At 47.0% G+C, this 21,713-nt stretch carries 22 protein-coding genes and 2 riboswitches; of the genes, 16 read left to right on the top strand and 6 right to left on the bottom strand.

Annotated elements, in window-relative coordinates:
• Positions 1–74 precede the first annotated feature (74 nt).
• Both sigI and ACNA6I_RS08340 read left to right on the top strand, forming a co-directional pair.
• Positions 75–821 (top strand): RNA polymerase sigma factor SigI, encoded by a 747-nt coding sequence (sigI, locus tag ACNA6I_RS08345; RefSeq protein ID WP_048004264.1) that lies wholly within the window; start codon positions 75–77, stop codon positions 819–821.
• A gap of 14 nt (positions 822–835) precedes the next feature.
• Positions 836–1,993 carry an anti-sigma factor domain-containing protein gene (locus ACNA6I_RS08340; protein WP_416313160.1) on the top strand — a complete coding sequence of 386 codons (1,158 nt, stop codon included), beginning with the start codon at positions 836–838 and terminating at the stop codon, positions 1,991–1,993.
• 39 nt (positions 1,994–2,032) lie between these two features.
• Here ACNA6I_RS08340 and ACNA6I_RS08335 read toward each other — a convergent pair whose 3' ends face one another.
• A complete protein-coding gene (locus ACNA6I_RS08335) occupies positions 2,033–2,233 on the bottom strand; it encodes an alpha/beta-type small acid-soluble spore protein (RefSeq protein ID WP_048004262.1) in 201 nt (66 codons plus the stop codon).
• A 229-nt stretch (positions 2,234–2,462) separates the two neighbouring features.
• Here ACNA6I_RS08335 and ACNA6I_RS08330 point away from each other — a divergent pair, with 229 nt between their 5' ends.
• The 3 genes from ACNA6I_RS08330 (at position 2,463) to ACNA6I_RS08320 (ending at position 4,193) form a co-directional block, all read left to right on the top strand.
• Positions 2,463–3,815 carry a TrkH family potassium uptake protein gene (locus ACNA6I_RS08330; protein ID WP_048012997.1) on the top strand — a complete coding sequence of 451 codons (1,353 nt, stop codon included), beginning with the start codon at positions 2,463–2,465 and terminating at the stop codon, positions 3,813–3,815.
• Positions 3,816–3,897: 82 nt separating this feature from the next.
• Positions 3,898–4,059 carry a hypothetical protein gene (locus ACNA6I_RS08325; RefSeq protein WP_187427041.1) on the top strand — a complete coding sequence of 54 codons (162 nt, stop codon included), beginning with the start codon at positions 3,898–3,900 and terminating at the stop codon, positions 4,057–4,059.
• Complete coding sequence (locus ACNA6I_RS08320; protein ID WP_156183359.1) at positions 4,056–4,193, top strand: hypothetical protein; 138 nt, start codon at positions 4,056–4,058, stop codon at positions 4,191–4,193. The genes ACNA6I_RS08325 and ACNA6I_RS08320 overlap by 4 nt, the downstream gene beginning before the upstream one ends.
• 36 nt (positions 4,194–4,229) lie before the next feature.
• On the opposite strand, the gene ACNA6I_RS08315 is transcribed toward ACNA6I_RS08320, so the two are convergent.
• Together ACNA6I_RS08315 and ACNA6I_RS08310 are read right to left on the bottom strand one after the other, a co-directional pair.
• The gene (locus tag ACNA6I_RS08315) at positions 4,230–5,948 is read right to left on the bottom strand and encodes a B12-binding domain-containing radical SAM protein (protein ID WP_148794901.1); all 1,719 of its coding nucleotides are present in this window, start codon (positions 5,946–5,948) and stop codon (positions 4,230–4,232) included.
• Between the two features lie 267 nt (positions 5,949–6,215).
• Positions 6,216–7,241, bottom strand: coding sequence for an acyltransferase family protein (locus ACNA6I_RS08310; protein ID WP_048004259.1), 1,026 nt, complete (start codon positions 7,239–7,241; stop codon positions 6,216–6,218).
• A gap of 158 nt (positions 7,242–7,399) precedes the next feature.
• Between ACNA6I_RS08310 and ACNA6I_RS08305 the strand changes: the two genes are divergently transcribed.
• From ACNA6I_RS08305 to ACNA6I_RS08295, 3 genes are all read left to right on the top strand, one after another.
• Entirely contained in the window at positions 7,400–9,550 is a 2,151-nt protein-coding gene (locus ACNA6I_RS08305) for a PAS domain S-box protein (protein ID WP_416313159.1), read from the top strand.
• 15 nt (positions 9,551–9,565) lie between these two features.
• Positions 9,566–10,033 (top strand): methylated-DNA--[protein]-cysteine S-methyltransferase, encoded by a 468-nt coding sequence (locus tag ACNA6I_RS08300; protein ID WP_048012999.1) that lies wholly within the window; start codon positions 9,566–9,568, stop codon positions 10,031–10,033.
• Positions 10,034–10,266: 233 nt separating this feature from the next.
• Positions 10,267–10,854: a metalloregulator ArsR/SmtB family transcription factor gene (locus ACNA6I_RS08295; protein WP_252266404.1), complete on the top strand. Its 588-nt coding sequence runs from the start codon at positions 10,267–10,269 to the stop codon at positions 10,852–10,854.
• Positions 10,855–10,907: 53 nt separating this feature from the next.
• Here ACNA6I_RS08295 and mtnA read toward each other — a convergent pair whose 3' ends face one another.
• The 3 genes from mtnA to ACNA6I_RS08280 form a co-directional block, all read right to left on the bottom strand.
• Positions 10,908–11,951 (bottom strand): S-methyl-5-thioribose-1-phosphate isomerase, encoded by a 1,044-nt coding sequence (gene mtnA, locus ACNA6I_RS08290; protein WP_048013000.1) that lies wholly within the window; start codon positions 11,949–11,951, stop codon positions 10,908–10,910.
• A gap of 18 nt (positions 11,952–11,969) precedes the next feature.
• Positions 11,970–13,148, bottom strand: coding sequence for an S-methyl-5-thioribose kinase (mtnK, locus tag ACNA6I_RS08285; protein ID WP_416313158.1), 1,179 nt, complete (start codon positions 13,146–13,148; stop codon positions 11,970–11,972).
• Positions 13,149–13,247: 99 nt separating this feature from the next.
• Positions 13,248–13,394, bottom strand: a riboswitch (SAM riboswitch).
• 110 nt (positions 13,395–13,504) lie between these two features.
• Positions 13,505–14,287 carry a carbon-nitrogen family hydrolase gene (locus ACNA6I_RS08280; RefSeq protein ID WP_148794909.1) on the bottom strand — a complete coding sequence of 261 codons (783 nt, stop codon included), beginning with the start codon at positions 14,285–14,287 and terminating at the stop codon, positions 13,505–13,507.
• A 120-nt stretch (positions 14,288–14,407) separates the two neighbouring features.
• Between ACNA6I_RS08280 and ACNA6I_RS08275 the strand changes: the two genes are divergently transcribed.
• The 8 genes from ACNA6I_RS08275 (at position 14,408) to ACNA6I_RS08240 (ending at position 21,696) form a co-directional block, all read left to right on the top strand.
• Positions 14,408–15,592 carry a pyridoxal phosphate-dependent aminotransferase gene (locus ACNA6I_RS08275; RefSeq protein ID WP_416313157.1) on the top strand — a complete coding sequence of 395 codons (1,185 nt, stop codon included), beginning with the start codon at positions 14,408–14,410 and terminating at the stop codon, positions 15,590–15,592.
• Between the two features lie 49 nt (positions 15,593–15,641).
• Positions 15,642–15,743, top strand: a riboswitch (SAM riboswitch).
• 62 nt (positions 15,744–15,805) lie between these two features.
• Positions 15,806–17,017 carry a 2,3-diketo-5-methylthiopentyl-1-phosphate enolase gene (locus ACNA6I_RS08270; protein ID WP_416313156.1) on the top strand — a complete coding sequence of 404 codons (1,212 nt, stop codon included), beginning with the start codon at positions 15,806–15,808 and terminating at the stop codon, positions 17,015–17,017.
• Positions 17,017–17,679 (top strand): 2-hydroxy-3-keto-5-methylthiopentenyl-1-phosphate phosphatase, encoded by a 663-nt coding sequence (locus ACNA6I_RS08265; protein ID WP_416313155.1) that lies wholly within the window; start codon positions 17,017–17,019, stop codon positions 17,677–17,679. Before ACNA6I_RS08270 ends, ACNA6I_RS08265 begins: the two co-directional genes overlap by 1 nt.
• On the top strand, positions 17,676–18,305 hold the full coding sequence (locus tag ACNA6I_RS08260) for a methylthioribulose 1-phosphate dehydratase (RefSeq protein ID WP_416313154.1): 630 nt from the start codon (positions 17,676–17,678) through the stop codon (positions 18,303–18,305). The genes ACNA6I_RS08265 and ACNA6I_RS08260 overlap by 4 nt, the downstream gene beginning before the upstream one ends.
• 14 nt (positions 18,306–18,319) lie before the next feature.
• The gene (locus ACNA6I_RS08255) at positions 18,320–18,832 is read left to right on the top strand and encodes a 1,2-dihydroxy-3-keto-5-methylthiopentene dioxygenase (protein WP_048004249.1); all 513 of its coding nucleotides are present in this window, start codon (positions 18,320–18,322) and stop codon (positions 18,830–18,832) included.
• Positions 18,833–19,011: 179 nt separating this feature from the next.
• Entirely contained in the window at positions 19,012–19,236 is a 225-nt protein-coding gene (locus ACNA6I_RS08250) for an aspartyl-phosphate phosphatase Spo0E family protein (RefSeq protein WP_048004248.1), read from the top strand.
• A gap of 205 nt (positions 19,237–19,441) precedes the next feature.
• Positions 19,442–19,882 (top strand): MarR family winged helix-turn-helix transcriptional regulator, encoded by a 441-nt coding sequence (locus ACNA6I_RS08245; protein ID WP_048004247.1) that lies wholly within the window; start codon positions 19,442–19,444, stop codon positions 19,880–19,882.
• 116 nt (positions 19,883–19,998) lie between these two features.
• Positions 19,999–21,696 carry a M3 family oligoendopeptidase gene (locus ACNA6I_RS08240; RefSeq protein WP_048015506.1) on the top strand — a complete coding sequence of 566 codons (1,698 nt, stop codon included), beginning with the start codon at positions 19,999–20,001 and terminating at the stop codon, positions 21,694–21,696.
• Positions 21,697–21,713 lie beyond the last annotated feature (17 nt).

Below are 21,713 nucleotides of genomic sequence, written 5' to 3'. Positions count from 1 at the left end.
CCCTTTCCTGCGGGTATATCCTTTGAAACTAGGGTGCTTCTTAGTATAATAGGGTGCAGGATGGAGGGGAACCGATGCTCAATCTATTATTACTCTCGTTGGTCAAAAGAAAAACGACCATCGAGGAAAAAGCGGTCCGGATCCAAAAAGGAGAAGAAGAGTTACTTTCAAGTCTGTTGGACGAATATAAGCCTTTCATAAAAAAGACGGTATCCTCCGTCTGCAAACGATATATTACGGAGAGTGATGATGAATTCAGCATCGGATTGATCGCCTTTCATGATGCGATCATCAAATACAACGCTGAAAAGGGATCATCATTCATCAGCTTTGCAGAAGTGATCATCAAGAGGAAAGTCATTGATTATATCCGAAAAAATGGGAAATATCAGGATATAAGTGTGGACATGAACAATACGGACGACGAGGATCTCCCTTCACTCCATATCGAGCAGCTTGCTGCAGTCGATGAGTATCAGAGAGAAGAGGATGCGAGACGCAGGCGGGAAGAAATCATGCAGTTCACCAAACAGCTGGAAGAATACAATCTTACCTTTGAAGATCTGATCGATGCTTCACCAAAACATGAAGATGCACGGGTGAATGCCATCAATATCTCCAGGATCGTCGTGGAAGAAATGGAATTTAAGGACTACCTGCTGGCAAAAAGACGTTTACCGATCAAAAAACTAGAAAAGACGGTAAGTGTGAGCAGGAAGACCATCGAACGGAATCGGAAGTATATCATCGCCATGTGCGTCATTCTCATGGGCGATTATGTATATTTAAGGGATTACTTAAAAGGCAGGTTAGGCCGATGAAAAAAGGGATCATCATGGATATCAAGTCGGATGCCCTCGTAATGATGACCGCTGAAGGGGAGTTCATCAAAGGGAAGAAGCATCCTCATCAGCATTATTCAATCGGAGAAGAGATCCCCTTTTTTCCAGTGACAGGGGAACGTTTCAGTAAAGGGCGACGGACAGGAAGGATACGGTGGAAGGTGCTTCTCGCTTCATGCGCAGTCTTTGCTCTACTGCTAATATTGCTTCCAGGGACACTGACCGAGGACAGGAAAGCATATGCCTACGTGTCCCTCGACATCAATCCGAGTCTCGAATTGACCCTGGATGAGGAGAAAAAGGTGCTTGATATTGTATCGTACAATGAAGAAGGAGACGAAATTCTCTCTTCCCTTCATCAGTGGAGGAACTCAAAAGCAGATGAGGTCACTTCGAAAATCTTTGATTTATGCGAAGAGTTGGGGTACTTCAGTGAAACAGATCACATCTATATGACTTCTTCATTTCCCGATGAAAAAGACGGAAAAGCCAAAGAGAGCTTCATTAAAAGCATTTATACGATGATCGAAGATGAGAATCAATCAAGACCTGTAACCATCACTTATAAAGAAGCCAGCCGGGAAGAACGGAAAGAGGCTCATGAAAAAGGGGTGACGGCAGGTCACTTAATGAAAGAAGAAGAGAAAGAGATAGAAGCAGATCCAGGGAAAGAGGATGAGAAGATGGAGCTGAAGAATGAGGATAAACCATCCGATCAGCCACCGGCCAAAGACGAAACGAAAAAAAAGAACGCAGGCCAAAAAGATACTGTAGATAAAGAAGAGAAACGGGAAGAAAAAGCTACTCCCAGGCAAAAAGCAGATTCTCCAGAAAAGCAAAAGCAAGAAAAAGAACAAAAGCAAAAGGAAGATATCCGGCCGAAAAAAGGTCCACAGCAGCCTGACAAGCCCCAGGAGCCTAAAGAACGGGGAAACGATAGACAAGATAAGACAGGAAGACAAGGGGAATGGACACCTCCAGGCCAGAAGGAAAAAAAGAATGATCAGGGCGGTAAACAGAAGGACATAGAAAAACATGACCGCCGCATGAAGGAAAAGGAGGCTCCACAAGGGGATAAACCCCCAGGCAACAGGGGAGAGGACCGTGGAAGGAAAGAAGGCTGGAATATGAATCACAAACAGAATGACTGAAGAAAAGCCGGCAGAAACTGCCGGCTTTTGTTATCCATATTATTTAGTTGATTGTCCAGATAAATGTGATTGAGCTTGTTGTACCAGACGCTTGGTGATTTCTCCGCCTACTGATCCGTTTGAACGGGCTACAGTGTCTGATCCGAGGTTTACGCCGAATTCTTGGGCGATTTCATATTTCACTTGATCAAGGTATTGCTCCACACCAGGAACCAATAATTTATTGCTGCTTCTTGCCATGTTTGTCTCCTCCAGTCTGTTTGTACTAGAAACAATATGCTTCTGTACGGATATTATTTGATAATCGGAGGTGTTCATGTGTGGTAAAATTTCGAGGAAGTTGCAGAGTTTGGACAGCGTATCACAGGATCAAGTTTCAGGAACACTAATTTTAAGGTTTTCCTTTCAATCTCTGCAAGAATTCATTAAGATAAGGTAGGAATCACCATACTAGAAAGGAAACGACGCTATGTGGCTCAAACTTAAATTACATATAAGCAAACTAACACCAACGCGTGTGATCGTCACCTACTACCTACTGGCGATCACCCTTTCAACCCTATTACTCAGCCTGCCTGTGGCTCATAAAAGAGGGGCGGATTGGAGTTTCATCGATGCACTGTTCACATCCGTCAGTGCTGTAAGCGTGACGGGGCTGGCCGTTGTCAGTACACCCGATACATTCAATACACTCGGGATTTTCATTCTGATCTTTGTCCTACAGTTCGGTGGTATTGGAATCATGACCCTCGGGACCTTTTTCTGGCTGCTATTGGGGAAGAGGATCGGACTTAAAGAAAGGCAGCTGATCATGACCGATCAAAATCAGATGAATCTTTCCGGACTGGTCAATTTGCTCAAGCAGATCCTCCTTTTGGTCATCCTTATCGAAATCGTGGGAGCCGTAGTATTGGGAACCTATTTCCTAAGCTATTATCCATCCTGGCAGGAAGCGTATATGCACGGGTTATTCGCATCCGTCAGTGCCACCACCAATGCCGGTTTCGACATAACCGGACAATCATTCATACCGTTCAAACATGATTATTTTGTACAGGTGATCACCGTCATCCTGATCACCCTGGGGGCCATCGGCTTCCCTGTATTGATCGAGGTCAAAAATTTCATCATGAATAAAGAAAAGAAACGTCATCATTTTTCCTTGTTTACCAAGATCACCACTACCACATTCGGGCTTTTGCTCATTGTGGGCACTCTGTTGATCGTAGTAATGGAATTCAATCACTTTTTCCAGGGTATGAGCTGGCATGAAGCGTTCTTCTATGCATTCTTCCAGTCGGCATCGACAAGGAGCGGAGGGCTTGCCACCATGAATCTTGCTGAATTTTCACTTCCTACACTCATGATGCTGAGCGGGATGATGTTCATCGGTGCCTCTCCAAGTTCCGTGGGAGGGGGGATCAGGACAACGACCTTCGCCTTGAACCTTTTATTCCTTTATCATTTTGCTAAAGGGAATCAGACCATCAAGATCTTCCGGAGGGAAATCCATCAGCAGGATGTTCTGAAGTCCCTCGTCGTCACCATGGTGGCAGTGCTGCTATGCTTCACCTCTGTGATCATTTTGACCATCACGGAGGATCATACCCTCATTGAAATCATCTTTGAAGTCTGTTCCGCTTTCGGAACAACGGGATTATCCCTTGGGATCACACCCGATTTAAGCGTCATAGGCAAATGCGTCATCATGATCCTCATGTTCATCGGACGGGTCGGGATTCTTTCTTTCCTGTTTATGATCGGAGGGAAGGAGAAAAAAGCCAATTATCATTATCCGAAGGAGCGACTGATCATCGGTTGATGAGTATGTCCCTGTTACCAATCGTTTTCAGTATGGGTCCATGCACCTCCGGGGAAGATATCCTTAAAGGAGATGAATGAACATGAAACGAAAAGCCCAATGGGATGCAGCAGAAAAGAACAACAAAACCCCTATGAAGAATAAGCAGGAAACAGAAGTATCTTCCGAGTTCATGAATGGAGAAGACCCAGGGAAGGCGGGAAACCGTAACTCCAAACACGGCAAACAGGGGAATGGACAATGAAGAAAAATGAGAAGAATCATCAACCGAACGTACGTGAAGAGTTCGGGCTTGAATTCGGGGATATGAATGCAGCTAAATTGATGGAAGCATCCCGTAAGGAACTGAAGAAAAAAGAATCAAATAAAAAATGTTAAGCGATATCGCTTAACATTTTTTATGTTGAAGAAAGATCAGGATACTCCGACAGGGAATAGGGTGGAACGTCCTGTGGAAGGCTCGAAATAAGCGAGAACATATCCGTCCTTCCCGTCGGCCAAGGTAATGTGTTCGAGCATCGTATGCTTATACAGATCTTTCTCCGAGAGGTTCATTTCCGTGAATGCTGCTCCTGCCATTACAGGGGAAGCGAGGATTTCCTGATAGAGCGATGACCGCTGTTCTTTGGTCATCGAGTTGTTCCACCATGGTTTTCTCGGTTTGTATTTTTGGTTTTGGAGATAATCCAGCTTCATAAGGCCTTCGACAACCGATAGGGATACCCCTTCTTTGGTCGAGAGGAATTCACGAAGCCTCTTGAAAAGGTCTTCAAGCTGGTGACCGATCCGGGACCAGCCCTTGCCTTCCCAGTAGGATCCGAACTCCTGGAAGAAATCGAATGGAGTCTCGAACACGTTTGAGACAAGGTATTCAATGGTCTGATCCATACGATGGTCATTCCAGTATTTTTCCAATACGTCTTCCACTTGCTTGATGCGTACGATATCGTCGAACGTGAGGACATTGTTCCCGAGAATTTCATACGGTGAGTGGTCCATATAGGTGTATTGATGATCGTTTGCACGTATCCTGAGGCCAGTACCCCGCAGCATCTTGAGGAAGCCTAGTTGAAGCTCTTCCGGCCTTAATTCGAATACGTCATTGAAGGTCTTTTTGAACGAATGGTAATCTTCTTCCGGCAGTCCCGCGATCAGATCCAAGTGCTGGTCGATCTTCCCGCCGTCTTTGACCATGGTGACGGTTCTTGTCAGTTTCTCATAGTTCTGTCTTCTCATGACCAGATCATTGGTCTCGTCATTGGTGGACTGCACGCCGATTTCGAAGCGGAACAAGCCGGCAGGGGCGTTCTGATTCAAGAACTCAATCACTTCAGGCCGCATGATGTCCGCTGTGATTTCAAACTGGAAGACGGTACCCGGCAAATGTTCATCAATAAGGAATTGGAACATCTCCATGGCATAGCTTCGACTGATATTGAATGTTCGATCGACAAACTTGATGGTCTTCGCGCCGTTCTGCATCAGGAACCTGATATCTTCTTTTACTTTCTCCCTGTCAAAGTAGCGTACACCCACTTCAATAGAAGATAAACAGAACTGGCATCTGAACGGGCAGCCTCTGCTCGTTTCAATATAGGTCACCCGTTTCGAAAGCTGTTCGAGGTCTTCTTCGAATCGGAACGGGGATGGAACCTCACGAAGGTCGATTTTATTCGACTGCGGACGGATGACGGGCTTGCCGTCTTTCATATACGCAATCCCTGCGACCTTATCCCAGTCTTCATCTCCATTGGCTTCAGTGAGGAACTGTTTGAAAGATTCTTCCCCTTCCCCCAAAATGATGAAATCTACATCGGTCAGGCGCTCAAGCCAGTAAGGGACGTCATAGGTTACTTCGGGTCCGCCGAGGATGATCTTGACGTCGGGCATGATCTTTCTTAGGATCCCGATGACGTTGATCGTTTCTTCGATGTTCCATATATAACAGCTGAACCCGATGACGTCGGGCTGCTTTGAGAATAAGTCGGTTGCGATATTCAAGACGGGATCTTTAATCGTATACTCGGCAAGTTCAACATCAAAGTCTGGCTCGGCATATGCTTTCAGGCATCGTATCGCCAGGTTCGTATGGATATATTTAGCGTTCAATGTACTTAAAACCACTTTCTTCATACCTGTACTCCTTTATTTCCTCATCAATCGAGGTCACTGCATCACACTGTACCCATTGTAGCGGAGAAGGCGAAAAAGCTCAATCTTTGTCTAAAATCAATTCAAATTTATTGTATTCCAAGGGAGGATTTCAATGAAAGATTTCGAATAGTATTATAAAACCATATGAAATGACATATAGTGGGGAAATGGGAGTTATTTTCGCGTCGTTCCATTCCATCCATCAAAAAGGGACTGACTCAATGAGCCAGCCCTTTCTATTGGGTTTTATCTTGTGTTGATTTCCTTCTTTGAAAATAACTTTTGAAATCGGGAGGTCCTGAACTCGATGAGAGGCTGAGTCAGGCTCGTAAAGAACTTGGTCGAGAACAGCATCGTCAATACAAGGGACACGCCGAGCATGACAAGGATGCTTGTGGTAGGGTTGATTTCATCTTTCAGTGCGCTGACCCTGAATAATCTGACCAGGAACCCATGCAGCAGGTACACATAGAGGGTGTTCTTGCCCCATTTTGTGAAAAACTGCTGCTTAGTCGGTACGAAGGAGAAAAAGCTGAAGATCATGATGATATTCAGTGCGTATACAGCAGCGCGTATCCCCATTCCGTACAGATTATTCCAGTCAAAATCACCATAAGGCTTGGATCCGAGGAGCCACTTGTCGGAAAATTCCGGTACGAGGAACATTCCCAGGAAGACCAGAATGAATGTGAGACCGGCTGCCAGACGCATCTGTGACGTCTTGAAGTAATCGAAGTGCTCTTTCTTTAAATAGTAGCCGAGGAGGAACATCGGGAAGAACACGAATGTCCTCGACAGGCTGAGCGTACTCGATATACTGTCTGCAAACCCGACGATCAGGCCAAGAGAGAAAGCCACTGTCAGTCCTGCTGCGGTACCGAATTTAAACCATTTGATGAACGCATAGAGCATGGCGTTCCAGCAGAAGAGACTGATGAGGAACCAGAGAGACCAGTGCGGCGTCAGTGGATCGACTTCAAGGGTCGAACTGTCATATAGGAAATAATAGTACACGGTATAGATCAGCTGGAACACGATATAAGGCAAAATGAGTTTCTTTGCCAGCTTCTGGATGTACCCTTTCTTATAAAAGCCTTTGGCAAAGAATCCTGCAAGAAGGATGAAAGCCGGCATATGGAAAGTGTAGATCGTTTTATAAAGGGAAAGGATGACCGGATCCTTTTCGATATACGACCTGATGATGTGACCGAATACGACAAGGAAGATCAGGATGAATTTAGCATTATCAAAATATGAATCACGCTGTTTCATAGGCTCACCAACTTTAACGATTTCATTGTTTCATTCATTCTTTCCCTAGGATACTATGGGTAAAACCTTCATTTCATTGTTAATTATCGCCAAGGGGTTGTGAACATATGCAGACTGTATTACTAAAGTCGTCTTTAATGAAGCAGGGGGATGTAGAAATGACTAACGGCAGTAAACTTGATTTGGAAGTATTGAAGGAAGAATGTCATCCGATCGATAAGGAAATCTGCTCAGCATCACCACTTCCCATGCTGGTGATCAATGAGGAGCTGAAGATCAATTATGCGAATCGGCAAGCATGTGCCACCCTCGCCTCCACGATGGAAGACCTTATCGGGAAGCTTTTCAGCACGTATTTCTCGTCTGTTCCCGCTCCCATCGTATCTCATTATAAGGAAGTGATGGAGACGGGGAAATCCCTTGAAGATGATACGCTCATGAATACGAAGGGTAATAAGATCCTCCATGTGGAGCTGATCCTCAAAAAATCGACCATTTCTCCTAATGCCTACCTTTACTTCAAAGATGTCACGAAGCTGAAGGAAAAGGAGCGGAAGGATCATATGAATGTCCATCTGCTGTCGAATATCTTCCAGAATGCTTCAGAAGGGATCGTGCTGTTCGATATCGATGGGAATATCAGCGATGTGAATCCGGCCTTCTGCATCCAGGTGGGCATGGATAAGAACGATATAACAAAACGGAACATCAGCTGGTTTGTTCCTGAAAATGCACATTACAAGATCGATAAGATCAAGGAGCTCATCGTTGAACATAAGAAGGCAAGGGGAGAGATCCCGATCCGCAAATCTCACAGCATCTCCATTGTGGAATTCACCACGAGTCCGTATGTTCATCACAAGCTCCATATGGCGATCCTGAGGGATGTGACAGAAAAGAGGCAAATGGAGATCCAGTTGAAGCGGAATGAGGAGCTTTTCAAAGGGTTGTTCGAAGAGGCGATCGATGCCATCGTCCTGTGGGATCAGGATGGACGGGTACTGAAAGCCAATACATCCGCCCTGAAAATTTTTGAATGCTCCCTGTCGGAACTCCTGTCCAAAAGGATCAAGGATTTCGTCTATCCCCTTGAAGTGCAAAAGTTCGATCTCCTCATGGAGCAACTCACGATTTCAGGTGCTGTAAGGGATGAAGTGTTATTTCTCATGCCCAATAATCAGCTCAAACATCTTGAATTCACATCCAAGCTCCATTCGGTCGACGGGTACAATATGACCATCTTCCGGAATGTGAGTGAACGATATCAGATGGAAAAAGAGCTCCGGGAAAGTGAAGAACGCTTCCGGAAGATTTTTGAGGGGTCACTGGATGGAATGCTACTGACCAACCACAATTATGTTGTAGTTGACTCGAATCCCGAAGTGAGCGAAATTTTGGATGCACCGAAGGAACACCTGATCGGTAAAGATGTACGTGAAATATTAAATATTGACCCCGAGGAAGACAAATATGCAGGATATCTCCGTCAATTGAAGGAAGAAGGACAGGCTACCTACCAGAAGTCCCTGTATCAGAAAGGGAGACTGCAGCATGTAGAACTGTCATCGAAGTACAACCTCCTCTCAAACTTGAATCTGACCATTATCAGGGATATTACCGAACAAGTCGAGATGCAGGAACAGCTGCGGAAAAGTGATACCTTGAGCGTGGTGGGGGAGCTTGCCGCAGGGATCGCCCATGAAATCCGCAACCCGATGACAGCATTGAAAGGGTTCATTCAGCTTCTCGAAAACAGCATCGGTCATGAACATGAAATGTACTTCAACGTGATCACATCGGAATTTCAGCGCATCGAATCCATCATCACCGATTTCCTTGTGCTGGCGAAACCACAGGCCATCCAGTATCAGGAAACAAATCTCATCAAGATCATGAAAGACACGGTGGATCTGCTCAACGCACAGGCGGTGATGCACAATGTACAGTACCGTGAGCAGTATCAGGAGGGACTTCCGTGCATCATTGCCGAACCGAACCAATTGAAGCAGGTGTTCATCAATATCATCAAGAATGCCATTGAGGTCATGACGCAGGGTGGCTTCATCTCGATTGCCATCAATGAAACCGACAGTGACATGATCCATATCGAGATCAAGGATGAAGGAAGCGGGATCTCCAAGGATAAAATCAAAAAGCTAGGTGAACCGTTTTATACGACAAAGGAACGAGGCACTGGACTCGGCCTTATGGTAAGCTTTAATATTATCAAGGAGCACAAAGGGACGGTAGAGGTTGAAAGTCAGGTTGGCAGGGGCACGACCTTCCATATCTATCTCCCGAAAATCTGAGGGAGGGATCGGGCAATGAAACCCATCCATAACACGATCGATTCACCGGTCGGTCCGTTGAAGATCACAGCAGATGATAAATGCCTCATCTCCATTGAATTTACTGAAGGAAAACCAGATGAAGGTTTGCAACACCATATAATAGAGGAAACAAGTTCGCAGCTCTTGGAATACTTCAAAGGGGAGCGAAAATCATTCAATCTCCCCCTGAGGTTGGAAGGGACCCCGTTTCAACAGGAGGTATGGGCCTCCCTACAGGAAATCCCCTATGGAAAGACCGCTTCTTATCAAGAGGTGGCAGAAAAAATTCAGCGTCCCAAGGCGGTCAGGGCGCTTGGACAGGCAAATAAAGCGAATCGGTTTCCCATTGTCATTCCATGTCACAGAGTCATCGGGAAGAACAAGCAGCTGACAGGTTATGCGGGGAAACAAGTGGATAAAAAATCAGTCCTTTTGGAGTTGGAAAAAGAATTCAGCCATTGAGGGCATCCAAACGCCCCACCCATAAACAGCGCACTGTATTTCACATTGAAATCGTCAGTGCGTTTTTTTGTGCGCATGAATGGAGGAACTAGTGGAGGTTGCCAGTAGGGAATATAACATTTTATTTGACTGGAAAATGGGCAAAAGAATAGATATAAATCATTGAACATTTAGTGTTTTTAGATTATTATCTAAATAGATGGATGTCTAATTAGAGAAGGAAGTGAATCTACTTGCAACTGAATAAGCAGGTCGAGTTTCATAAGACGCTGGGCGATCCCACGAGACTCAAAATCATCTATCTCTTATCAGAAGGGCCGCTTCATGTTGGGGCGGTGGCCGGAAAACTCGGTTTGACGGCGCCGACCATTTCACATCATTTATCACGACTGAAGGATTGTAACCTCGTGTATTCGAGAAGGGAAAAGAATACGGTCTATTACCATCTTAATATCAAGGTCCTGTTGCATCACGGGAAGGTGTTACAGCAGTTTGCAGAGGGAACAAAGGGGGAGGAACGGAATATGGATCAACGGGTAAAGGAGAAACAAAAGGTATTGAACGCCTTCATCGGGAAGGATGGGAAGGTCAGCCAGCTTCCGGCACAGCAAAAGAAACGATTGTATCTTCTGGAGCATTTTGTGGAAGCCCTGGAGGTTGGCAGGAAATACGAAGAAAAGGAAATCAATGAATACATCAAACGTTTCCATGATGATTATGCGACAGTGAGAAGGGAGTTCATCATCCATCAGTTCATGTTCAGGGAAAACAGCATATATGAACGGAACCCAAAGGAAATGTGGGCAAGTCTCAAACAGTAGGAAAACAGCACAAAAGCCAAGAACCTACGTTCTTGGCTTTTGTCATGCCTTTACTACAGTGTGGCGGCAATGCTCTGTTTGAAGTCGGGATAAAGGATTCCATTTTCGGTGATGATGGCTGAAATCAGTTCATGGGGCGTCACATCGAAAGCAGGATTGAAGACGGGAACGCCTTCAGGAGCGATGACGCTCTCGCCTAATGTAGTCACTTCAATCGATGACCGCTCCTCGATCTCGACGTCATCTCCAGTGTCGATCGTCAGGTCAAACGTCGAAGAAGGGGCAGCAACATAGAAAGGGATCCCAAAATGTTTGCAAAGGATGGCTAACGATGAGGTACCGATTTTATTGGCCGTGTCCCCGTTTGCCGCAACGCGGTCTGCTCCGACGATGACCGCTTCGATGCCTTTTGTCTTCATCGTATGGGCAGCCATATTATCCGTAATGAGCGTGACATCGACGCCTGATTGCTGGAGCTCCCACGCCGTGAGCCTGGCTCCTTGGAGGACTGGTCTGGTTTCGCAGGCGAATACCTGGAAATTCCGGTCTTTTTCACGCCCGAGATGGAACGGCGCCAGGGCGGTTCCATATTTGCTTGTAGCAATGGATCCCGCATTGCAGATGGTCATTACTTTCGTGGTGCCCTGAAGGAGTTCAAGTCCATTCTCTCCGATCCTCCGGCACATATCCTCATCCTCCGCGTGAATCTGTATGGCCGTATGAAGAAGGTCGGTCTTGGCTTCATTGACCGTGGCAGCCTGATGCAGTTCCCGTTCGAGGCGCTCGAGAGCCCATGAAAGGTTCACCGCTGTTGGGCGGGAGGAAAGAAGATAGGCCTTATCCTTCCTGAACAATGCCTTGAACTCGTCAAGTGAATCCGTTTCATAACCGCCTGCAGCCTGGGCGAGCCCGTATGCCGCCGTGATCCCTATGGCAGGCGCTCCCCTCACTTTCAAGGTAATGATGGCATCGTAGTAATCCTTTATGGTTGAGAGATGGACATACTCCACTGCTCCAGGGAGTTTTTGCTGGTCCAGAATGATCAGGTGGTCTTCATGCCACTCCAATGAAGTAGGTATGGTAAGTTGTGGTGTCATGGCTATCAGAAAGCTCCTTTAAATGAGTTTATCGAGTAGATCCTGTATGGTACGGATGCGTTGGCGCTCCAAAATGCATTCCCTTCCGAGGGCAAGGCATCTCTTTTTATACAAGACCCGTTTTCCTTCGTCCTGGACCGAGTCAAGATCCTCCACGTGAGCGAGGCCGATCGTTCTCCGGATCAGCTCGCAACCGAGGAAACCGATCGCATCTGTAAAGCTTTTTTCAAGTACGTACTCGAGGTATCCGTCAATTTTGGTGTAAGCATCTTCACTTTGATCCCAAAAATGCGAAAAGGTTGATTCGAATACCTTCCAAGTCGTTTCAATATGAAGTAAGATTTCATTCTTCTTCGACGTTTCTTCCCTGACGATCGCCTGGAAGATGAGATTTGCCAGGAACTGTCCGATATCGAAACCGATGGGACCGTAAAAGGCAAATTCCGGGTCGATGACCTTGGTTTTCTGTGCGCTTGCAAAAATACTCCCGGTATGAAGGTCACCGTGGAGAAGGGCTTCCCCTTCGGTCAAAAAGGATCTTTTCAGTTTTGCGACTTCCAGTTTCAGGGCCAGGTCATCCCAAAGATTCCGGACCTCTTCTTCAAGGGCCTCTTCAAATTCGTTCGTTTCACTATTGAAGAACGGATCGGTGAAGACAAGGTCCTCTGTGATCTTGCACAATTCAGGATTTGAGAACTCCTTTACATATCCTTTCTTCTTGAAAGGATGGAGTGCGTAGTCAGATGTGAAGAAAAGCGTCGCTCCGAGAAATTCCCCGATGTCCTTCGAAAGGGCAGGATAGATTTCCCCTTTGTTGAGTCCTTTCCTGGCGATTTCAAGATGGCTCAAGTCTTCCATGACCGTGATCGCAAGCTCTTCATCGGAATGATAGACTTCAGGGACAAGGCGCTCTGCCAGTGAACGCTGGAGTTTCAGTGCCTGGGCTTCGATCCTCGCCCGGTCAAGTGTCAACGGCCAGCTTTCGCCTACGACCTTTGCGTATGGAAGGGCCTGTTTGATGATGATGCTCTTACCTGTTTCGCTGCTAACGATGCGGAAGACGTAATTGAGATTACCGTCTCCGATCTCTTCGCAGGTCAATAGTTCAGATGGGTCAAACAGGGAAAGATCTTTGGCCAGTCCTATAGCCGATTCGATTGTCAGGGAACGATAGTTTTTCAATTGGGTGATTGCCATGGGGGATGTCCTCCTTGAAATGGTTTAACAGGAGGCTTTTCAGGTGGAATGAGAAAAGCCTCTTCCTGTGTGAAAGAGGCTTGAAGAATACTTCGTCGCCTCTTATCTCTCAGAATGGAATCATTCTGTTGGAATTAGCACCGTGCCCTGGTCAGGCGCATCGATCTGCGCCCCGTCTTTCAACGGTATTACGGTCGGTTGCTGGGCTTCATAGGGCCAAATCCCTCAGCCAGCTCTTGATAAGAGTTGCATATTTAATTTGTTCTGAAAATTACCATTTGATTGACATCATACCACCTAGCGTTTTTTAGTGTCAATCCTTTTTTGAAAAGATATCCTGATCGATTTTCGCCTCATCAACGGTAAAAGTCCGGGAGACGGTCGTCGAATATCGGGATTTGCTTCCTTACTTCATCGACCGTATCAAGGTTGACGACGGCTGTCACGAGTTCTTCTTGGAGTGACCCTTCTGCGAGGATTTCTCCCCACGGGTCGATAATCAATGAGGATCCCCCGAACGTATTGTCCGGATCAGAGCCTACGCGGTTGCATGCGGCAACATAGCATTGATTCTCAATGGCACGCGCACGGAGAAGGATCTTCCAATGGTCGATCCTCTGTACCGGCCATTCTGCACTCACGAACAAGATCTTTGCCCCTGAGAGAACATGCTTACGCACCCATTCCGGGAAGCGGATATCATAACAGATGAGGCCTGCCATCTGCTCACCGGATAGGGTGAATAGGCCGTTATCTTTTCCTGGCAGGAGGTAGTGATGTTCATCCATCAATTTGAACAGATGGAGCTTTGAATAGCCTTTGATGAAGGTCCCTTCGGAATCGATCACGATCAATCGATTATCGATTCCCGAATCCGTTTTATTTGCAACTGATCCTCCGATGACGTTTATCCGATACTGTTTTGCAAGACGTGAGAGGAAGGCGATCGTCTTCTCACTGTTCTCATCAGCTATTTCCTCTATCCTCTTAAGGTCATAGCCCGTTGTCCAAAGTTCGGGGAAGACAAGGATGTCGCATTGTTCCCTATCTGCTTTCACGAACCATTTCTCTGCTTCTGTGTAGTTGGTTTCAGGGTCTCCATACCGGATGTCCATTTGTGCGAGTCCGATCTTAGTCATATGATCAGCACCTTTCGGAGGTAATTGTAAGATTTTACTTTACATTCGTTATTTTCCGTTATATCATTTGTAGCTAGAATTTGAAAGTGAAGAATATTTGAACATTCAGAAGGTGAAGAGATGAAAACATTCCCATTTGCGGATCGCCTCGATTCGCTCCCAAAGCAATTTTTCGCTGAATTGACCTCCAACGTGCAACGGGTTATGAACGAAGGCCATGATGTCATAAACCTAGGGCAGGGTAACCCTGACAGGCCCACGCCTGAACATATCGTGGAGAGTTTGAAGGCTGCGGCCGAAAACCCATTGAATCATCGCTATTCTCCTTTCAGGGGGATGTCCTCTTTCAAAGAGGCGGTAGCGCTTTTCTATAAAAGGGAATACGGGGTGGAACTGGATCCTGACAAAGAAGTAGCCATTCTCTTCGGGGGGAAGGCGGGTCTCGTGGAGATCCCGCAGTGCCTGGTGAATCCGGGTGAATCCGTGCTGGTTCCGGACCCGGGGTATCCTGATTATCTATCCGGGGTGGCACTTGCAGAAGCGGAGATGAAGCTGATGCCGCTGCTTGAGGAAAATGATTTTCTCCCCGATTACAGCCGGTTGAGTGAAGCAGAACTCGACGGATCCAAGCTTATGTTCCTGAATTATCCGAATAACCCCACGGGAGCAGTAGCCACGCCAGCCTTTTTTGAGGAAACGGTAAAATTGGCAAGTAGCCATGATATCTGTGTGGTACACGATTTTGCCTATGGGGCAATCGGCTTTGAAGGCAAGCGTCCCAATAGCTTCCTTGAAACAGATGGAGCTAAGGATGTCGGCATTGAAATCTATACTCTTTCCAAAACGTACAATATGGCGGGATGGCGTGTAGGATTTGCCGTCGGGAACGAGAGTGTGATTGAAGCCATCAATCTCATGCAGGATCATATGTATGTAAGCCTCTTTGGTGCCATTCAGGAAGCAGCGGTGACCGCGCTCCTCGGACCGCAGGAATGCGTCCAGGAGCAGCTTGAAACCTATGAAAGCAGAAGGAATGCCCTCATCGGTGGATTGAGATCCATCGGTTGGGATGTGGATGCACCGGAAGGCTCATTTTTCGCCTGGCTCAAAGTGCCGGCAGGCTTCACGTCGATGGAATTCTCGAACCTACTCCTTGAAAAGGCCCATGTAGCCGTGGCGCCTGGCATCGGCTTCGGGGATCACGGGGAAGGGTATGTCCGGGTAGGTCTCCTTACCAGTGAGGAAAGGCTTCAGGAAGCTGTGAAAAGGATTGAAAATTTACATTTGTTCGACAAAAGGGATTGACAGGAATCCCGATCGATGCAATAATCCTACTGGAAACCAAATGAATAGATTCTTATCAAGAGCAGGCGGAGGGACTGGCCCGATGAAGCCCGGCAACCGACTCATTACGAGCACGGTGCTAATTCTTGCAGCAGAAGCTGGGAGATAAGATAGAGTGATGGAATAAAAGCCTCTTCTTATCAGAAGGGGCTTTTTTTGATTGATGAAGGAGGTATGAAGAACATGAGCGAAGTGATTGCAACGTATAGATTGCCTGGGCCGAAAGGGTCTTTCGAAAAAAAGGCGGAAGGCATAGCCCTTGGACTGACGGTGGGATCGTGGACCGATCTTCCTCAGCTTGAACAAGAACAGCTTTTGAAATACAAGGGAAAGGTCGTTTCCATCAACGAAGAAGCGGGTGAGGGGCTGGGAGAGATCTCGATAGCCTATCCAGGAAGGAATTATTCCAACGACATCCCTGCGATCTTGACCACGGTCTTCGGGAAACTGTCTCTGGATGGTCAAGTAAAGCTTATCAATCTCGAATTCAGTGACGATCTGAACCGTCACTACCCCGGACCACGGTACGGGATCGATGGGATCAGGGAGCTGACCGGCGTGAAGGATCGCCCGCTTCTCATGAGCATCTTCAAGGGAGTGATCGGGAGGGATCTTGCTTATCTGGAAGATCAGCTTCGTGCCCAAGCACTCGGAGGCGTGGACTTGGTGAAGGATGATGAAATCCTTTTTGATAACCCCCTGACACCGTTTGAAGAGCGTGTGAAAAACGGAAGGCGGATCCTCGATGAGGTACGGGACGAAACAGGTAAACGGACGCTCTATGCGGTAAATCTGACCGGACGGACGTCGGAGCTACGGGATAAGGCAAGAAAAGCACGGGAACTAGGAGCGGATGCCCTGCTATTCAACGTATTTTCCTATTCTCTCGATGTCCTCCAGGAACTCAGGGAAGATGATAACATCGGACTCCCCCTCATGGCACACCCTGCCTTTTCAGGTGCCGTTGCCCAGGCTCCCCATCACGGAGTCGCCTATTCCTTGTGGCTGGGGAAATTTTTGCGGATGACGGGGGCGGATTTTTCTCTGTTTCCTTCACCGTATGGAAGTGTGGCACTGGAGAAAGATCAAGTACTGGCCATCAGTAGAGAGCTTACGGATGAGCCTTCCCCGTTCAAAAAGACATTCTCTGTCCCATCGGCAGGCATCCATCCAGGACTAGTACCACACCTTGTGGAAGATTTTGGTGAAGAGTGTGTGATCAATGCCGGCGGCGGGGTCCACGGTCATCCCGGAGGCGCTGAAAGCGGAGGGCTCGCCTTCCGACAGGCAATTGACGCGGTGAAAGCGGGAATTCCCCTTGAAGAAGCCCATGGTGACGAACTGAGAGTCGCTCTAAGCTTGTGGAGCAAGGGAGGGAAGGGCTGATGACGGAGCGGATCATCCTGTGTGATTTTGATGGAACGATCACGAAAACCGATAATATCATCTCCCTCATGAAGCAATTTGCACCTCCGGAATGGGAGGGGCTCAAAGATGCCATACTTGACCGGACGATGTCGATCGAGAGAGGGGTGGGGGAGATGTTCTCCCTCCTGCCTTCCCGACAAAAAGATGAGCTCGTGGACTACCTCTTGCATACGGCGACCATCAGAGAGGGATTCGGGGACTTTGTTCAATTTACGAAAGAGGAAGGAATCCCGTTATATATCGTGAGTGGAGGGATCGATTTCTTTGTCCGCCCCCTCCTGGACGGATATGGACCGTTTTCAGGAATCTACTGTAACGAAGCGGATTTCAGTGGTCCCTCCATTTCGATCAATTGGCCTTATCCTTGTGATGGGCAATGCGGAAACGGAGGATGTGGATGTTGCAAACCGTCCGTTCTCCGCTCCCTTTCCATACCGGAGGGGGCAGAAGTGATCGCCATAGGAGACTCTGTGACAGACCTTGAAATGGCGAAAGTGACAGACAAGGTGCTTGCAAGGGACTATCTTGCCGACACGTGCCGTGAATTGGGAATTCCCCATACTCCATTCGACACATTCCATGAGTGCATTAAAGTACTGAAGGAAGGGGTGAAGGCATGAGCTATCAAAGAGAATGGGAAGAGCTGTCCGCTATCAAGGGGGAACTGGGGGAGCGTGACTGGTTCATGGGCACTTCAGGGAACCTGGCCATCAAGGTTGGATCGGTCCCCGGTGCTTTCCTCGTGACCGCCAGCGGAAAAGATAAGAGGAAAAGGACGGCGGAGGATTTCCTACTCGTTGACCTGGATGGGAATCCACTGGAGGAAACGGTTCTCAAGCCCTCGGCAGAAACCCTCCTCCACACGCATATTTTCAAAAGGTCACAGGCAGTCTGTTCCCTTCATGTGCATACCGTAGCCAATAATGTGATCAGTGAGCTCTACGGGGATCAGGGGGAGATCACCTTCATAAATCAGGAATTGATCAAAGCGTTTGGGAAATGGGGGCAAGAGGATGAACTTATCCTTCCTATCATCCCGAATCATGCTGATATTCCAACCCTTGCGAGCGCCTTCTCCCATCATGTGACAGAAGATGCCGGTGCCGTCCTGATCCGGAATCACGGAATCACGGTTTGGGGACGGAGCGGTTTCGAAGCGAAAAAGCTTCTCGAAGCATGTGAGTTCCTATTTCAATATCAGCTGTCTCTCTTATCATTAAAATCCATTGTTCCACTTCAACTATAAAAGGAGGAAAAATCATGACGACGATCAAGGTACAAGGAAGCGGTAAAGTCATCGACAATCAAGAAGAGGTGATTCAGTATCTGAATGACCAGGGTGTCATTTATGAACACTGGGACATCGGGAAACTGAGTGGCGATCTCCAAGAAAAATTCGACCTTTCTGATGAAGAAAAAGATAGGATCCTCACGACGTTCAAGGGTGAAATTGAAGATATTTCAGCCAGACGCGGATATGAAGCGTGGGATATCATTTCCTTATCAGACAGCACCCCGAACCTTGATGAGCTTTTGAAGAATTTCCAACAGGAACATCACCATACCGATGATGAGGTCCGATTCATCGTCAGTGGGCATGGAGTGTTCATCATCCAGGGAAGTGATAGTGATTTCTTTGAAGTCCACCTGAATCCAGGCGATCTGATTTCCGTTCCGGAAAACATCCGCCATTATTTCACACTGGCAGATGACAGGAAGGTAGTGGCCGTGAGAATCTTCGTTACGAAAGAAGGATGGGTTCCGATCTACTGATTGAAACCACCCGAAAAACCTGTTCCCTATCAAAAGGGGAACGGGTTTTTATATGGCAGCCGATGTCGAAATTTCGTCTATAACTGATTGTTTTGTCTTGTTTTGCGGTTCTATTTACTTTTCTAGTAAACCCTGAGATAATGCTCAAATAAAGCAAGCAATCAAAAGGGGTTAGATGGATGAACCAAATGCTGAAACGAAAGTGGTTATTGTTGAAGATCAATCAAAAGCGTTCGGAAATGATCTCTCTTGGAGAAACGCACGGGCTTGGTGCCAAAGAGACCCTGGCCTGCAGTCAGGAACTCGACCGCCTCTTGAACGAGTATGATAAAGCTTCCCTGGACCGAAGCGAGGCCGAAATGGAATATTACAGTAGACATTTGCTCAAAAGACCCGCATCGTAATCGACATCTGAGAAATCCTCTAGAAAAATTACTCCGTGAAATGATGCATCGCATCAACTACTACCTTGAAGGGACGCCCATAAACGGTGCGTCCTTTTTCCGTTGGAATCCTAAGTTTTGGAAAAATCCACGTCAGTTCCTTTGACAAAAACCCCGTACATTTGTATAATAGTTTGAAACCGAGATATTTAAAGGAATGAAAACTATGAGTGAAACCAAGCAATCCCTGAAGCTATTCATCGTTCTATCAAGGGCCTTCAAAGCCATCAATGAGGAAATAAATAAACACATCCAGGAAAATGGACTGAATCCTACGGAATTTGCCGTCCTGGAACTCCTCTATCATAAAGGAGATCAGCCGCTTCAACAAATTGGCGGAAAGATCCTTCTTGCGTCCGGAAGCATCACATATGTTGTGGACAAGCTTGAAAAAAAAGGTCTTCTCAACCGCGTAGCCTGCCCCAATGACCGCAGGGTCACATATGCCCAGATTTCGGAGGATGGCAGGGTGCTGATCGACCGGATCTTCCCTGATCATGAGAACAGGATTCATGAACTGATGTCCACGCTTACTCCCGATGAAAAAGAGGAAGCAATCGGACTCCTCAAGAAATTGGGTCTGTCGATTAAAGATCTTTCCTACTGAAAGCCTGCAAAAGCAGGCTTTTTTGCATGGTAAAAGTCGAGGGAGAGAAGGAAATGGACATTCCTTGGCGAAATACTAGAGAGCCGTGAAAGATTCTATCAAAACTGGAGGTACCAATGAAAAAATTTGAAGAGTATACATACGAAAGACCGGATCTTGATGAAGTAAAGGTACGTTTCCATGATGCCTTGAATCTGCTGAAAAAAGCTGAAGGCATGTCACAGCAGGTCGAAGCTATAGAGAAGATCAATCAGATCCGCATGGAAGTCGATACGATGGAGAATTTAGTGTATATCCGTCATTCCATCGATACGAACGATGATTTTTATAAAGCGGAACAAGACTATATGGATGAACTGTCACCTGAAATACATGGTCTGGTTACGGAGTTTTATCATGTCCTGCTCGAGTCCCCGTATCGCAAAGAATTGGAAAAGAAATGGGGGGTGCAGCTGTTTTCACTGGCAGAAAGCGAGATCAGGACGTTCTCACCCGAGATCATCCCACTTCTCCAAAAGGAGAATAAGCTTTCCTCAGAATATACAAAGCTGATGGCTTCGGCCAAGATTCCTTTTGAAGGAGAGGAAAGGACGCTTGCCCAGATGGGGCCATTCAGCCAATCCCCTGACCGGGGGACCAGGAGGCAGGCGGCAACAGCCACTACCACATTCTTTGAAGAAAACACGGATGAACTGGACCGGATCTTTGATGATCTGGTGAAGGTGCGGCATGAAATCGCCGTGACGCTCGGCTTTGATAACTTCGTCGAACTTGGCTATCACCGGATGACAAGGACGGATTATACGCCGGAAATGGTGGAGGTCTTCAGACGTCAGGTAGAAGAATTCATCGTGCCCCTTTGTGTCGAGCTGAAGGATAGGCAGGCTGATCGGATCGGTCTGCAACATCTTACATTTTATGATGAAGGGTTTAAATTCCCGTCCGGTAATGCTGATCCGAAAGGAGATCCCCAGTGGATCATCGAAAACGGGAAACGGATGTATGAGGAACTTTCCCCGGAGACGGCAGAATTCATTTCGTTCATGCTGGAACGAAACCTGATGGACCTAGAAGCGAAGAAGGGAAAAGCAGGAGGGGGATACTGCACGTATATCGCGCAATACGAGTCGCCTTTTATTTTCTCCAATTTCAACGGGACGTCTGCTGATATCGATGTTTTGACCCATGAGGCGGGGCATGCCTTCCAGGTCTATAAGAGCAGGGGATACGATATCCCTGAATACCACTGGGCCACCTATGAGGCGAGTGAGATCCACTCCATGAGCATGGAGTTTTTCACATGGCCTTGGATGAAATACTTTTTCAAAGAAGATACAGAAAAATATAAGTTCACCCATTTAAGTGAAGCGTTGATGTTCCTTCCTTATGGAGTGGCCGTGGATGAATTCCAGCATTTCGTCTATGAGAAACCGGATGCTACACCTGATGAACGGAAGCAGATGTGGAGGAGCCTGGAACGGAAGTATCTCCCTCACCGTGATTATGACGGCTTCGGATATCTGGAGGAGGGGGGCTTCTGGCAGAGGCAGTCGCATATTTACAACTCTCCGTTCTACTATATCGATTATACCCTCGCCCAGATCTGTGCCTTCCAATTCTTCAAAAAGATGAATGAAGACCGTGAGAGCGCTTGGGCATCCTATCTGGACCTTTGTAAGCTTGGTGGAAGTAAATCCTTCCTGGAGCTGCTTGAGGCGGTCCATCTGGATTCCCCGTTTGTGGAAGGGACCGTGGAGAAGGTGATCGACCCGATCCGGAAATGGCTTAATGAACTGGATGATCAATCATTATAATGGACAAAAGGAAAAGA

This window comes from Rossellomorea sp. FS2 (assembly GCF_047915635.1).
Classification (GTDB): domain Bacteria; phylum Bacillota; class Bacilli; order Bacillales; family Bacillaceae_B; genus Rossellomorea; species Rossellomorea marisflavi_A.
This window is presented reverse-complemented; position numbering and strand designations above follow the sequence as displayed.